The organism is Rubripirellula tenax (genome assembly GCF_007860125.1).
Taxonomy (GTDB): domain Bacteria; phylum Planctomycetota; class Planctomycetia; order Pirellulales; family Pirellulaceae; genus Rubripirellula; species Rubripirellula tenax.
Window position 1 is genome coordinate 464,142 of record NZ_SJPW01000006.1, and the last position, 14,420, is coordinate 478,561.

Here is a 14,420-nt window from a genome sequence, read left to right on the forward strand (position 1 = left end):
CCATAGCCGCGGGCAACGCTAAACCAATTCTTAAATTCGGCAGCCTGGGTGACTTACGGTGTTTTGTGATGAGCGATAAATCGCCGCGCGAGTCGATTGCCGCAGCGACCGGCCCAGCAATCTCTGTTGTGCGATGGATGAACGCCCTTTCGATCGATGCGGTCGTTGTCGGGGTTCTTTGGCAGACGCTGTTCGCATGCAGTTTTCGTGGTTCCTGGCCGACGATCCCTGAATCGGTCACTCTGGGCACGACGCTGTGGCTGATCTACACGGCTGATCATCTTCTCGACGCGCGAAGCTTAGACATCGATCGGATGCACACCTTTCGCCATCTTGTCCACCTTCGCCATCGAAGTGCATTGGTCGCGTTGTGGAGTTTCCTGACGGTCTGTGACGCGGTCGCCATCATCACTTGGTTGCCCGATTCGTTGATTCGTTGGGGGCTTGGTATGGCGGCTGCGGTTCTGGTCTATGGCGCGGGTGTTCATTTCCGCCCGAAGACAAAGATTTGGCTTGCAAAAGAGTTCCAGGTCGGCATCCTCTTTGCCATCGGCGTGGGCCTGCTGGCCTGGGATCATGCGCCGTCTGTCTCGCTGTTGTTTGCGACGATGCTCTGTGCAGTCCTTTTTTCCGCCAACTGCATCATCGTTGCGCATTTTGATCGGGAAGCCGATCGTGAACAGCAGTTTTCGTCCATTGCGACAAAGCAAGTGGCAGCAGTCCGCTACTTGCCAACCGTTATGGCCGCCGTAGCGACGATCGCGATCGCCGGTGCTGCGGTCAACGCGCTGCCACGCTTGATCGCATGCTCGATCGTGATCAGCAGTGTGATGCTGGCGGCGCTTGCTCACGCATCTTGCATCGAAGCCTCGACGACCGATGCGACGTTGGCTAACAACCGATTCAACGTTCGACACGGATTGGCCGACGCGACGTTGATCGCTCCGATATTGATCGGATGGTTGGCGTGAACGGCTATGACCGGATCGCTCGCTTCTATCGGGTCATGGAGTGGGCCGCGTTCGGTCCGCATCTGAATCGATCTCGCGTGGCGATTCTTTCCGACTTGCCTGCGGTAAGTCGCGTTCTGGTCCTGGGCGACGGCGACGGAAGGTTGTTGCAGCGACTTTGTCTTGAGCATCCCGATGCAACGATCGTCAGCGTCGACCAGAGCCCCAAGATGCTCGAGTTACAACGGCGGCGGGTCAAAGCGATCGGCGGCGAGGATCGCGCTGAATGGATCCAATGCGACGCGATCGATTTCAGTCCTGAGCCGGGCCGATTTGACTTGCTGGTCACGGCATACTTCTTGGACTGCTTTACCGAATCGCAGCTCGAAACAAATTTGACGAAATGGCTGGCCGGCGTCCGAGACGGCGGGTGCTGGTACGTGGTCGAGTTCACGCGTCCGGCCAGCAAGTTGCAGCGGGTGGTCGCCGATCCGATCCTCTGGATGATGCACGCGTTTTTTCGATGGCAAACGGGATTGCCCAATCGTAGCCTCGTCGATCTGAATCCCATTCTGGGTCGACTTCCGATTCGCATGGTAAAGCGGCAGACGAGGTTCTGCGGGATGATGACGTCACGCATCTATGCCAAGATGCCCTTGACCAGTTCACCGTGAACGTCGGTCAGACGGTAGTCGCGACCTTGGAATCGATGCGTCAATTGTCTGTGGTCGAAGCCCAACAGATGCAGAATCGTCGCGTGTAAATCGTGGACGTGGACCGGGTTTTCCGCAACGTTGAAACCCAGTTCATCGGTCGCCCCATAAACCGTGCCGGACTTCAATCCGCCGCCCGCCATCCACATCGAGAACGAATTCGGATGGTGATCCCGGCCGTCATTGCCGCCTTGAACCATCGGCGTGCGACCGAATTCACCGCCCCAAATGACCAGCGTTTCGTCAAGCAAGCCCTGCTGCTTCAAGTCTTTGATCAGCGCCGCGCATCCCTGATCGGTATCTTGGCAATTTTTCTTGATATCCGACGTCAAGCCGCCGTGCTGGTCCCACGACTCGTGAAAAAGTTGAACAAACCGAACGCCTCGTTGGACCAACCGACGCGCGAGTAAGCAGTTATTCGCAAACGACATCTTCCCGGGCTCGGCCCCATACAGCTTCAGTATGTGTTCCGGTTCGTCATGGATCGACATCGCCTCGGGTGCACTCGATTGCATCCGAAACGCCATTTCGTACGAATTGATTCGCGTCGCGATCTCGGGATCACCAACGATATCCAACCGGTGGCGATTCAATTCATTGATGGCGTCGAGCGAACGCCGCTGCGTCGCGTCGTTCATTCCGGGTGGGTTGGATAGGTACAAAACGGGATCGCCGCTGCTGCGAAATTCGACACCCGAGTGAGTCGACGGCAGAAACCCCGAGTTCCAATTTCCGGCCCCTGCACTGGGACCTTTCTTGCCGCTATTGAAAACGACAAACGCGGGCAGGTCCTGCGACTCGCTGCCCAAACCGTACGTCAGCCAGGAACCCATGCTGGGTCGGCCAAATTGCTGTGACCCGGTACTCATCAGCAACTGCGCCGGCGCATGGTTGAACGCGTCGGTCTTCATCGATCGAATGATGCAAAGGTCGTCGACGACCGAAGCCGTATGGGGCAACAGCTCGCTGAGTTCGGCGCCGCACTGGCCGTGCTTGGCAAACTTGTATTTTGCGCCAAGCAGTTTCGAATTCGGGTTGATGAAAGCGGCACGATAACCACCCAGCAAGTCCGCCGGCGGCAACGTTCCGTCCAACCGCGCCAGGGTCGGCTTGTTGTCGAAAAGCTCGAACTGGCTCGGCCCACCGCCCATGAACAGGACAATGACATTCTTGATTTTCGCCGGAAAATGAGGCTCTTTCGGCGCAAGTGGATTCGCGGCAAAGCCTGTCGCGCTCGTCTCGCCGTGGGCGACTTTGGAATCAGCCATCAGGCTTGTCAAAGCGACCGACCCCAAGCCGATGCCACATTGCTGCAGGAACCACCGGCGCTGGATCGATCGAACCTGGGCGTCAACCTTGCTCGAGCTCACCGGATCAGTTTTCGAAGACATCATGATTTCGTGATCGTTTCGTCAAGGTTCAAAATCGTTCGCGCCACTACCATCCACGCCGCTAGCTCCGGCCCATCCGTGCCAATCAATTGCCGACAACGCTCGACCCGGACGCCGATCCATTGGCTCAATGCGGCGTCGGACTCGTCGGCAAAGACCTGGCGTTGGCTCTCTAACAATCGAGCAACCACCGCTGCCTCGTCCGCATCGGGCGAACGGCCCGTACAGTACCGAAAGATCAGCGTGATCCGGTCGGCGTCCATACTCTTCGAGTCTTTTGTTTCGTTGGCAGGCAATTCACGCAACACTCGCGTCGCCAACCCTCGCGCCGCTTCGACAAATTGCGGCTCGTTCAATAGCACCAAAGCTTGCAGCGGAGTATTGCTGCGTCCGCGGCGGACACATGCGGCGTCGCCCTTGGGAGCGTCAAAAACTTGAAGCGGTGGAAACGGAACGCTGCGATACTGGTGAACGTAAAGGCTGCGCCGATATTGATTGCCGTCCGTATGTGTATCCCAGATCTTCGGACCATAGCTTGTGGGCGGCACAAAAAGAAAATCGGGTGCCGGCGGATAGACGCTCGGGCCGCCGACCTGTTCAACCAGCAACCCGCTTGCCGACAGGGTCGAATCGCGAACCATTTCGGCGTCCATGCGAAACCGAGGCCCACGACCGAGCCACTGATTCACAGGGTCCTGCTGCCATGCATCGGCTGGCGCCGATGATTGCTGGCGATAGGTGGCGGAATCCACGATCAGCCGGTGAATGTGTTTCAAGCTCCAGTCGTTGTCCATCAATTCGGTTGCTAAAAAGTCGAGCAGTTCAGGATGCGACGGCTGCGAAGACTGAAAACCAAAGTCCTCTGGCGTCGTCACCAAACCGCGTCCGAAATAGGCTTGCCAAATACGATTGACGACCACCCGCGCGGTCGTCGGCGAATCGTTGGACACCAACCATCTCGCAAACCGCAATCGATCCGGCGCGTCGGCCTTCCGCATCGGGTTCAGGAACTCCGGTGCATCGGCCTGTACACGATCTGTCTGATTCAGAAAGTCGCCTCGCGCCAGCACGAATGTTTCACGCGGCTTTGCTAACGACTGAACGACCAATTGAGTCGCGGTTTCCGGGTATTTCGTCCAGGCCGCTTCGACGGAAGATTCCGTCTTCGCAAACGCTGTGTTGGGGCCGGCTAGATTCTCGGGTAAACGCCGCCACTGGGTGAAGACGGCGTCCCAATCGCTGGCCGTCCAATCTTGACGCGGCTTGCCCAGAATTGTTTCGACGGCGGACGCGACGGCGATTTCGGGCAGGTCTTTGGCGTCCGTGATGCTGAATCGATAGCGTCCGATCAAAAAGTTCTGATTGTCATCGCTGTTCCAGCCGCCATGCTTCTGGACCATGGTGAAGGTCAGCGTTGCTTCGCCGTTGACGATGACGGGTTCGGCAGGCACAAAGATCGCATGACGCGATTGATTGCTTCGACCGGGACCAATGTCAGTTGTCCAAGCGGTTTTAAGGTCGTCGTCGAACGCGTATTCGATCGGGCCGACGACGCGGTCATCTTTGTCGGGATCGCGGTCACGATACTGGGGTTTCAGGTCGCGGCGTAGCGGTTCAACATCCGCCATGGCGCGGACGAACTTCACCTCGATCGGCTTTGCACCGGGCCCCGAGGGCGTGATTTTCAGCTTGAATTCCGTCAATGCGCCCGTGCCATCGATGCTTCGACCGGGGCCGCCCCGAGGAAGTTGGGGGTGCGTCAACGCATCCATGCGAACCGCCGTGATCGTTCCGACGTGCAAGGTACTCGAGAATGGATTTTCAGCTTTCGTCGGCGCGTAGCTTTCGCTCAATATCGAACCGTCGTCGAGGATCTCGAATTTTTGGCCCTCGTAGGGAACGTCAGTGGGCGTCACCGTCGACCAGGTCGGAAGGCTTGACTGATGGTCATCGGCCCACCGCCCGGTTCGCTCTTTCCAGTCCGGAACCAATGCGCGAAGCACGTCTTCGTGACCGGCAACGATTGCTCGCACTTCGTCCCGTCGCAGCGCTTGTTCGGCTGTGTAGACCGTGATGCTGGCTTCGTGGAAATCGTTTAACGCCGCAAACATCTGATAGTATTCGTGATGACTGATCGGGTCGTACTTGTGTGTGTGGCATTGGGCGCACTGGGTGGTGATGCCCAGGATCGCTTTGCCGATCGCGTCGACGCGGTCGAACATTCCTTCGACGCGAAATTGCTCGGGGTCGGCGCCGCCTTCTTCGTTGGTCATCGAATTGCGAAGAAAACCCGTCGCGACCCGCTCGTCTTGACCGGCACCCGGCAACAGGTCGCCCGCAATTTGTTTGATGACGAATTCGTCGTACGGCATGTCTCGCGACATCGCATCGATCACCCAGTCGCGATAGAAGAAGACTTGCCGTTGCATGTCTTTTTCGTAACCTGCCGAATCGGCGTAGCGCGCCGCATCAAGCCACCATCGCGCCCATCGCTCGCCGAAGCGATCGCTATCGATGTGCATGTCGATCCAAGCTTGCATCCACCGCGCATGATCTGCGGATCGCGCTTCACTTGATCGCGAGATATCGTCAAGTTGCCCAGGCGTCGGCGGCAGTCCCGTCAAGTCCAAGGCGATCCGCCGAGCCAGTGTCGACGGATCAGCGGGCGGGGAAGGCGACAACTTCATCGACTTCAATTTTGCGAGCACAAAGCGATCGATGCCGTTGCGGATCCATCGGCGGTCTTCGGGCAATGTGAACTTCGGTGATTCGGGCGTTTGCGGCGCAACGAACGCCCAGTGAGCGTCGTAGTCGGCACCTGCTTTGATCCATCGTGCCAGAACTTCCCGCTCGCGGTCGGTAATGTCCTTGCCCGTCGTGGGCGGTGGCATCACGGCGTCCGGGTCGTCGCTGTTCACGCGAGCAAGAATCTCAGACGCTTCGGCGTTGCCGGGGGCGATCGCGCCGCTGTCGATCGCACTTTCACGCACGTCCAATCGAAGTCCGGCTTCGCGAGTCGATTCGTCGGGTCCGTGACAAAGGAAGCACTTGTCCGACAGGATTCCGCGTACGTCGCGATTGAAGTCGACCGAGTCATCGGCATGGGCAAAAGACGCGACGACGACCATCAACGTTGTGGAGAAAAATGTGGCCGCAAAGCGAAACTCCACGCGGTGACGGCAAAAATTTCGTCCTCGACAGCGATTTTGAAGCAAGACCATAAAAGAATACACAACCTTTGAAACGTCGAATCAACCGAAGATCATCACTGGCGAAGAAAGGGTCGCTCTACAGCATAACCCGGCCATTCTCGTTGTTTTCTGACCAGATTGTGTATAAGGCTGCGCCGCCGGGTTGGCTACCGTACCTTTCGAAGGTGAGCGAATTACCGAATTCCTGAAACCGTTTTCAAGAATTTGCGTTGACGGCGAATCGAAACCGCATATATTCAGCTGAGCATGGCCACGGGAGATTTATTACCCTTTAAAGGCGTGATAGCGTTCCGTTATGCTCGCCGGTGATCGGCTGCAAGACTTGGCATGAAACCGCTTTCTAGGTTAGTGCCGGGACACCGACGGACGATTCGCTTGGGCAACGCTTAAGCATGGCAACGAGCTTTCCACGACATTTGGTTAATCGTTTATGGTTCAAGGCAATCGAGTAACGATCGACGATATCGCTCGGCACGCCAACGTGTCGAAGGCGACCGTGTCTCGTGTATTGAATAATAGTGCGGCGGTGACCGAGTCGCGCCGTTTAGCTGTTCTGGAAGCAATGGGGCAGTTGGACTTCCAACCAAGCTCGATGGCGCGGGCTTTGGCGGGCGGACGATCGATGACGATCGGCATTTTGACCCAAAACCTTGGGACGCCAGCATATGACGCGATCGTTCGCGGAATCATCAAGGGGCTCGAAGGAACCGGGTACTCGCCGATCTTCGTGGACGGATTGTTCAAGAAGGAAACCGAACACCAAAGCATCGGCACGCTGCTGGGACGCCAGGTGGACGGCTTGATTTTGGTCGGCGGTGATTTGCCGGTCGAAGACCTTGAGGGGCTGCGCAAACGAGTTCCAACGGTTGTTGTTGCCCGCAAACTGGAAGACAGCAGACTTGAGGACTGGGGTGGCCAGTGTCTGTTCGTTGACAATTTCGACATCGGTTACCTAGCGACGAATCATTTGATCGACGCGGGTCACCGCAAGATCGGACACGTCAAGGGAATCGAGACGCACGAAGACGCAATTTTTCGCTACCAGGGTTTTTGCCAAGCGATGTCGGATGCGGGCTTAGAAGTTGACCCCGACCTTGTTTACCAAGGCAACTTCTACGGCCAAAGCGGGATCTTGGCGATCGAGTCGTGGTTGATGCGGGGCAAAAATTTTACAGCGGTGTTTGCAGCGAACGATTTGTGTGCTTTCGGTGTTCGGTTGGCATTGTATCGACGCAACATCCGAGTTCCGGACGAGGTGTCCATCATCGGCGTCGACGATCAATTGGAAGCCGCCTTGATGGCTCCGCCGCTGACAACGATTCGCCAACCGTCGCACGAGATGGGTTCGGCGGCCGCTGAATCCATCTTGAAATTGATCGAGGGCAACGTCCCTCCGATCAAGCCCTTCTTTGGCAAATTGCAGAATCGCGAATCGGTCGCGATGCATCGATGAGAGCGATTCGCCAGCGGTGATCGGCACCGGACAAGACAAGAAACTGAACGTGTTCCCCATTCGTTGATTTGAAGATTCAAAGATGAAAAAGCAATTTCTAGCACTGGCCTGCCTTACGTTTGCCCTTGTCGCCGGATGTGGCGACTCGGATTCCGCTTCGGTGCCGGCTGCCGGTGAACCGGGGCCTGCCAGCATGAACGACTTTTCGCCGGAGGAGCAAGAAGCTCGCAAGAAGGCGATGGAAGAAGAAATGGGCAAGTAGCGTTCTTACGGATGCGCTTGGCGTCAAGAAGTTCATTGGCGGCAAGAAATAGTAAGTGGTTTTTGATCGGCGGCGTCGCCGTGCTGTTATCCTCCCTTTTAGGTGTGTCAAATGTATTGGCGAAAGAGTAGAGCCGGCTTCACGCTGGTGGAACTGTTGGTGGTGATTGCCATCATCGGCGTCCTTGTTGGGCTCCTGTTGCCGGCGGTGCAAGCCGCTCGCGAAGCAGCCCGTCGTATGAGTTGCAGTAACAACTTCAAGCAAATCGGATTGGCAATTCACAATTACCATTCGGCGTACAAGCAGTTGCCGATCCACGGCACCGGTACCGGATTCGATCCAAACACCGCGAACTGGTTTGACGACACTGTTCGAACCAGCCAAAGCGAACTCAGTTTTTTGGTCGGGCTGTTGCCTTTTATCGAGCAACAGGCCTTGTGGGAGCAAATCAGCAATCCGATGAACACGGACCTGCAAGGTGTTTCGCCGCCGGCCGCGACGGCGCCGCTGCCTTGGCCGGCGATGGGGCCGGTTCCCGGTTACACCGTACCGGGATCGCCGGATTTGACGGAAAACTACGTTCCTTGGCGAACGGAATTGCAGGCGTTTCGTTGCCCAAGCGATCCTGGAACAGGTCTGCCGGGTTGGGGCCGCACGAATTATGCAGCTTCGTTCGGCGATTCGAACTTCCCGACCCTGACTCACGGGCCTTTGAGCAACCAGCTGGGTTCGCATCAGAACCGCTCGATCAATCATCGAACGGGAGCCCGCGGCTTCTTCACGGTTCGTCAATCCATGAAGTTTCGTGACATCCTCGACGGTCTTTCGAACACGATTGCCGCTGGGGAAATTGCAACCGACCTGGGCGATCGCGACAAGCGAACGATGCCAGCAGTCGGCGGCGGCCAGGCGACCGCGTGCGGTCACGCCATGTCGATCACCATGTTGCCCGTTGCCGCTCGTGCCGGTGCCCGCGACTGGATCGATCCGCTGCGACCTTCGTTCTGGCGCGCGGCGACTCCGGTCGGTGGCGCCGTGTTCGGTCGTGGTTACCGCTGGGCGAGCAAGTCGCCTTGCTTCACTCTGATCAACACGATTCTGCCGCCCAACTCGGAATGCGTGCTCGGCGGAACCGGAATCGACAGCGACGGCATTGTGCCGACGTCGAGTCGTCACCAAGGTGGCGTTCACGTGCTGATGGGCGACGGTGCGGTTCGTTTCGTCACAGATTCGATCGAAGCCGGCGATAGCCGACACAGCCCAGTCGCCGAGGCACCCGCCATCGGCGGACCTTACTGTGCCGGATCGGCTCCTGGATCGATGTCGCCGTACGGACTTTGGGGAGCGCTGGGCAGCCGCGCTTCGAAGGAAGTCATTCAAGAGGAGTTCTAGTCTGATTCCCATTGCTTGAATTGCTGAAAACATAGGAGCCCGCGGTTGTCCCTGACCGCGGGTTCTTTTTTACACTCAACCCATCCATCATCGAAACCTGCAACACGAGCGTGATCCATGTTGAACTTAGGACGTCATCCCACTGTGGTTCTGCTGTCTTTGACGATGGCCTTGTTCTTACAGTGCCGCGTCGATGCGGCTGAAGTTGGCCGTCCGAACGTCTTGATGATTGTCGTTGACGACTTGAACGACTGGGTCGAGCCCCTGGGCGGGCACCCACAAGTCAAGACCCCGGCGATGGCCGCGCTTGCCAAGCGAGGAGTTACGTTCACCAACGCCCATTGTCAATCACCGCTTTGCAATTCATCGCGTACCAGCATGATGATTTCGCAGCGACCCTCCACGACGGGCATCTACGGTCTGGCGCCGTGGTTTCGAGGCATGGCTGAGCACCAAGAAACGATCTCATTGCCACAGCACTTTTTCAACGCCGGATACGAGACGTATACCGCGGGCAAGGTTTACCACAACAGCATGGGCAGGAATCCACCACAAGGCGTTGCACCGGAGTTCACGCACTGGGGCCCCGGTGGCGGACCGGGCATCACGCCACCCAAGAAACTGGTCCCGCCAACACCCGCGGGGAACAATCCATGGGTCGACTGGGGTGTGTTCGATCATCCCGAAGAAGAAAAGGGTGACTGGATCGTTGCGGACTGGGCTGAGAAAACCATTGCCGACATGCCCAAGGACGGCACACCGTTCTTCATGGCGTGCGGTTTCTTTTTGCCGCATGTGCCCTGTCACACGACGCAAAAGTGGTGGGACATGTACCCTGAAGATACGCTGGTCATGCCCCCGCGGAAAGACAACGAACGAGCCGATTGTTCGCCGTTCAGTTGGTACTTGCACTGGAATCTACCGGAACCGCGAGTCAGCTGGCTGGAACACTACGACCAGCATAAGAACTTGGTCCGATCGTACTTGGCCTGCATCTCGTTCGTCGACAGCCAAATCGGACGTGTGCTCACTGCACTGGAAACCTCGCCGATGGCCGACAACACGATCGTCGTTCTATGGAGTGACCACGGTTGGCATTTGGGCGAAAAGGAGATGACAGGAAAAACGACGCTGTGGGAACGATCGACTCGAGTCCCGTTGATCTTCGCTGGCCCTGGAATCGACCACGGCGTTTGCGGGCAACCGGTCGAGTTGCTTGACATTTATCCAACGCTTTCTGACTTGGCGGGCTTGAAAACGCCGGCCAGCGTTGAGGGAATCAGCATCGTGCCGCAGATCAAAGACACCTCCACCTTTCGAGCGTGGCCGGCCATCACGGACCACAATCCGGGCAACACCGCGATTCGTGATGACCGCTTTCGATTGATTCACTACGCCGACGGCAGCGAAGAACTGTATGATCTCCGATCTGATCCGGCGGAGTTCGAGAATCTGATCTCGACAGAAAAGTTTGCCGACGTTGCAACACGCTTGCGAACGCATGTGCGCACCGACATGGCCGGGTTAGCGAAAGGCAGCGGACAACGAATCCTCGAAAAACGAGCCGACGGTTGGTACTGGGAAAACAACAAGATCGATCCGACGAATCCGCCGATGAGTACGGGATCGACTGCCATCAAGTCGCTGCCGAGGTAAATCGCCGTGTCGACTGACTCGATCGAAACGAAAGCTCGTCGCAGCCCATGTGTCGGTTCCGACGAAACGCTTTCGGTGTTCGAGAAAGCCGGCTACGGATTGGGGGACATGGCATCGAACTTCTATTGGAAGACGTTCGAAGTCTTTTTGATTTACTTCTATACCGATGTATTCGGGTTAAGCGCGGCGGTGGCCGGCACCATGTTGCTTGTCACGCGTGTGTGGGATGCCGTTAACGATCCGATCATTGGCTGGATCGCTGATCGAACGCGAACCCGCTGGGGGCGTTTCCGGCCGTATTTGATTTGGATGTCCATTCCGTTCGCCATCTCGGGCATGTTCGCGTTCTATACGCCCGATCTGAGTCCGAACGGCAAGATCGTCTACGCGTACGTCAGTTTTCTGCTGTTGATGACTTGCTATGCGGCGATCAACATTCCGTATGGCGCGTTGATGGGGGTGATTTCGGCGAATTCGTTAGAACGTACCAGCGTTTCAACGTACCGATTCGTGTTCGCATTCACCGGTGGAGTGATCGTTCAATATTTCACCTTGGACTTGGTCGCTTGGTACGGACGCACGTCCGCTGGTGAGGGAATCGCGGGTACCGTGGACGAGCAAGTCGGATTTTTCTGGACCATGACGACGTATGCCGTTGCGGCGATGTTTTTGTTTTGGATTTGCTTTGCGACGACGCGCGAACGAATCACCGGTGATGTCATCGCGCCGTCGACGATCCGCCAAGACGTCGGCGATTTGTTGGGCAACGGGCCGTGGTTTGTATTGATGGCGTTTGGCTTTTTGCAATTGTTGGGTGCGTTCATTCGTGGCGGCGCGATTCTGTACTACTTCAAATACCTGTGTGGCGACGCCACGATTGCGTCGACCTATCTTGTCGCCGGCAGCCTGGCCTCCATCGCAGGAATGCTTTTGACAAAGAAGGCCGCGAAGCTGATCGGCAAGAAGCGGTTGATGATGATCAGTAGCCTCGCGATGGCGGCATCTTCGGCATCCTTGTTTTGGATTGACGTCGATCAATTGAAATGGATCTTTGCGATTCACATCATCGGATCATTCATCGGTGGCCCCGGTCCTGTTTTGCTTTGGGCGATGTACGCCGACGTCGCCGACTACTCGCAATGGAAAAACAAACGACGGGCGACGGGGCTGATTTTCTCTGCTGCCACATTCTCTCAGAAGTTTGGGTGTGCGATTGGTGCCGCCGCGGCAGGTTTCATGCTGGATGGGTTTGGCTACGCACCGCCGATCGCCGGAGTGGAGCAAGCTCAGACTCCCGAGACGCTGCGCGGGGTCCGGTTGATGATAAGTCTGCTGCCGGCTGCCTTTTATGCAGCATCCGCGTTGTGCTTGCTGGCGTATCGCATCGACGAAAAAACCTTGAAGCAGATCGAATCGGACCTACGGCAACCTGTGATATAGCGAATTGCGACGGCCGAGTAGTCTTTTGCGGCGTCGGACTGCCAGCATCGGCAAGCCGTCACGATCGCTGTGGGGATGGACGCTCTCGATTCGGTTATGATCTAGACAACAAGTCCCTTTCCGGACTAAATCGTTTTCGCCAATGCCGAGTGTTGTGTCTATGTTTCGTTTCTCAAGTTCGTCGTTCCTTACCGGAACTTTTTGCGTCCTGGTGCTTGTCGCCGTTTCAGCCCGGGCCGCCGAAAAACCGAACGTTGTGATCGTGATCACCGACGACCAGGGTTACGGCGATTTGGCATGCACGGGCAACCCGGTTTTGAAGACGCCGCAGATCGACGACCTTTACCGCGACAGCGTTAGGTTGACGGACTACCACGTCGCTCCCACGTGTTCGCCGACACGATGCGCATTCCTGACGGGTCACTGGACCAATCGAACCGGCGTTTGGCACACGATCATGGGGCGATCGATGCTTCGCGAAAACGAAGTCACCATGGGTGACGTGTTTCGCAACGGCGGCTATGCGACGGGCATGTTCGGGAAATGGCACCTCGGTGACAACTATCCTTATCGACCGGAGGATCGCGGTTTCGACGAAGTTCTTCGCCATGGCGGTGGTGGCGTCGGGCAAACGCCTGACTTTTGGGACAACGCCTATTTTGATGGCCAGTACTTTCACAACGGCGTCGCCGAGCCGGCGGATGGATTTTGTACGGACGTCTTCTTCGACCAGGCCAAACAGTTCATCAAGTCCCAAAGCGATGCCGGAAAACCGTTTCTGGCGTACATCGCAACCAATGCTCCGCATGGACCCATGCATTCACCCGAGTCGTTCAGTGAACCGTATTCGGACCAGGACACAGGGCTCGCGAACTTCTATGGCATGATTGCCAACATTGACGAAAATGTGGGAGAGCTGCGGAAGTTCTTGGATGAATCGGGTTTGACGGACAACACGATCTTCATCTTCACAACCGACAACGGCACCTCCGCGGGAGCAAAGGTTTTCAACGCAGGAATGCGCGGAGCCAAGGGCAGCCAGTATGACGGTGGTCACCGCGTGCCCTTCTTCATTCGTTGGCCGAAAGGGAAATTGGGAGGCGGTCGCGACGTCGATCCGATCACGGCGCACGTCGACGTGCTGCCGACGTTGATCGATTTGTGTGCGATCGAGTCGCCCAGTGGTGTGAAGTTCGATGGCGTATCGATCAAGCCTTTATTGACAAACGCCTCTGGCGAAGAATGGCCGGACCGAATCTTGATCACCGATTCGCAGCGGGTGAAGGATCCGATCAAGTGGCGTCAGAGCGCGGTGATGACCAATCGCTATCGCTTGATCGATGGCAAGGCGCTGTACGACATCAAAGCGGACCCTGGACAATCCAATGATGTCTCGACCGAACATCCCGACGTTGTGGAACGCTTGGTGAATTTCTACGAAGCATGGTGGACCGAACTCGAGCCGACGTTTGCGAATGAAACTTCGATCTATCTGGGGCACCCCGCCGACAACCCGACTCGGTTGACGTGCCATGACTGGATCACGACGAGGATGACGCCTTGGAACCAAAGCCAAGTTCGTGCCGCAATGAACGGCGACGAGAACACTGGATTTTGGAACGTGAACGTGGTCGAAGACGGTCGCTATGAAATACGACTGCGACGATGGCCGGTCGAGTCGGGAAAAGGGATTGACATGTCGCTGCCGGCCGGTGCCGACGTACCCGGCGCGAAGCCGTACCGTGCGACCGTCGGGAAAGCCATCACGCCGGTCAAAGCCACGCTCGAAATTGCAGACCAATTGACCGAGCAGCCGTGCCAAGCAGGGGACGATGACGTTGTCTTCGAAATCGATCTACCAGCGGGCCGAACGACGATGACGGCCGCATTCGAGACGGCATCGGGCGAGGTCTACGGAGCCTACTATGCGTACGTCCTCAAGAAGTGATCG

General features: G+C 57.0%; 10 protein-coding genes. 8 read left to right on the plus strand and 2 right to left on the minus strand.

The features are described from left to right. Positions 1-68 precede the first annotated feature (68 nt). Both Poly51_RS22590 and Poly51_RS22595 read left to right on the plus strand, forming a co-directional pair. A complete protein-coding gene (locus Poly51_RS22590; protein ID WP_146460362.1) occupies positions 69-971 on the plus strand; it encodes a hypothetical protein in 903 nt (300 codons plus the stop codon). Further along, a complete protein-coding gene (locus Poly51_RS22595; RefSeq protein WP_186775730.1) occupies positions 968-1,624 on the plus strand; it encodes a class I SAM-dependent methyltransferase in 657 nt (218 codons plus the stop codon). Before Poly51_RS22590 ends, Poly51_RS22595 begins: the two co-directional genes overlap by 4 nt. On the opposite strand, the gene Poly51_RS22600 is transcribed toward Poly51_RS22595, so the two are convergent. Continuing rightward, the gene (locus tag Poly51_RS22600) at positions 1,591-3,054 is read right to left on the minus strand and encodes a DUF1501 domain-containing protein (RefSeq protein ID WP_222435906.1); all 1,464 of its coding nucleotides are present in this window, start codon (positions 3,052-3,054) and stop codon (positions 1,591-1,593) included. The genes Poly51_RS22595 and Poly51_RS22600 overlap by 34 nt on opposite strands. After that, positions 3,054-6,224 (minus strand): PSD1 and planctomycete cytochrome C domain-containing protein, encoded by a 3,171-nt coding sequence (locus Poly51_RS22605; RefSeq protein ID WP_246114694.1) that lies wholly within the window; start codon positions 6,222-6,224, stop codon positions 3,054-3,056. The genes Poly51_RS22600 and Poly51_RS22605 overlap by 1 nt, the downstream gene beginning before the upstream one ends. 472 nt (positions 6,225-6,696) lie before the next feature. On the opposite strand from Poly51_RS22605, the gene Poly51_RS22610 reads away from it, so the two are divergent. The 6 genes from Poly51_RS22610 to Poly51_RS22635 all read left to right on the plus strand — a co-directional run bounded on the left by Poly51_RS22610 (position 6,697) and on the right by Poly51_RS22635 (position 14,417). After that, positions 6,697-7,719, plus strand: coding sequence for a LacI family DNA-binding transcriptional regulator (locus Poly51_RS22610; RefSeq protein ID WP_146460366.1), 1,023 nt, complete (start codon positions 6,697-6,699; stop codon positions 7,717-7,719). Between the two features lie 82 nt (positions 7,720-7,801). Further along, a complete protein-coding gene (locus Poly51_RS22615; RefSeq protein ID WP_146460368.1) occupies positions 7,802-7,981 on the plus strand; it encodes a hypothetical protein in 180 nt (59 codons plus the stop codon). A 111-nt stretch (positions 7,982-8,092) separates the two neighbouring features. Next, positions 8,093-9,373: a DUF1559 domain-containing protein gene (locus Poly51_RS22620; RefSeq protein ID WP_146460369.1), complete on the plus strand. Its 1,281-nt coding sequence runs from the start codon at positions 8,093-8,095 to the stop codon at positions 9,371-9,373. A gap of 165 nt (positions 9,374-9,538) precedes the next feature. Further along, positions 9,539-11,029: a sulfatase gene (locus Poly51_RS22625; RefSeq protein ID WP_146460370.1), complete on the plus strand. Its 1,491-nt coding sequence runs from the start codon at positions 9,539-9,541 to the stop codon at positions 11,027-11,029. Between the two features lie 6 nt (positions 11,030-11,035). Continuing rightward, complete coding sequence (locus Poly51_RS22630) at positions 11,036-12,469, plus strand: MFS transporter (RefSeq protein ID WP_246114695.1); 1,434 nt, start codon at positions 11,036-11,038, stop codon at positions 12,467-12,469. A 160-nt stretch (positions 12,470-12,629) separates the two neighbouring features. Then, positions 12,630-14,417: an arylsulfatase gene (locus Poly51_RS22635; protein ID WP_146460372.1), complete on the plus strand. Its 1,788-nt coding sequence runs from the start codon at positions 12,630-12,632 to the stop codon at positions 14,415-14,417. The last annotated feature ends 3 nt before the right edge of the window (positions 14,418-14,420 follow it).

What these genes read in the sequence shown, in the direction of transcription:
- Poly51_RS22600 (WP_222435906.1), bottom strand. Translation starts at nt 3,054, where the DNA reads ATGTCTTCGAAAACTGATCCGGTGAGCTCGAGCAAGGTTGACGCCCAG.
- Poly51_RS22615 (WP_146460368.1), top strand. Translation starts at nt 7,802, where the DNA reads ATGAAAAAGCAATTTCTAGCACTGGCCTGCCTTACGTTTGCCCTTGTC.
- Poly51_RS22635 (WP_146460372.1), top strand. Translation starts at nt 12,630, where the DNA reads ATGTTTCGTTTCTCAAGTTCGTCGTTCCTTACCGGAACTTTTTGCGTC.
- Poly51_RS22610 (WP_146460366.1), top strand. Translation starts at nt 6,697, where the DNA reads ATGGTTCAAGGCAATCGAGTAACGATCGACGATATCGCTCGGCACGCC.
- Poly51_RS22620 (WP_146460369.1), top strand. Translation starts at nt 8,093, where the DNA reads ATGTATTGGCGAAAGAGTAGAGCCGGCTTCACGCTGGTGGAACTGTTG.
- Poly51_RS22590 (WP_146460362.1), top strand. Translation starts at nt 69, where the DNA reads ATGAGCGATAAATCGCCGCGCGAGTCGATTGCCGCAGCGACCGGCCCA.
- Poly51_RS22625 (WP_146460370.1), top strand. Translation starts at nt 9,539, where the DNA reads ATGGCCTTGTTCTTACAGTGCCGCGTCGATGCGGCTGAAGTTGGCCGT.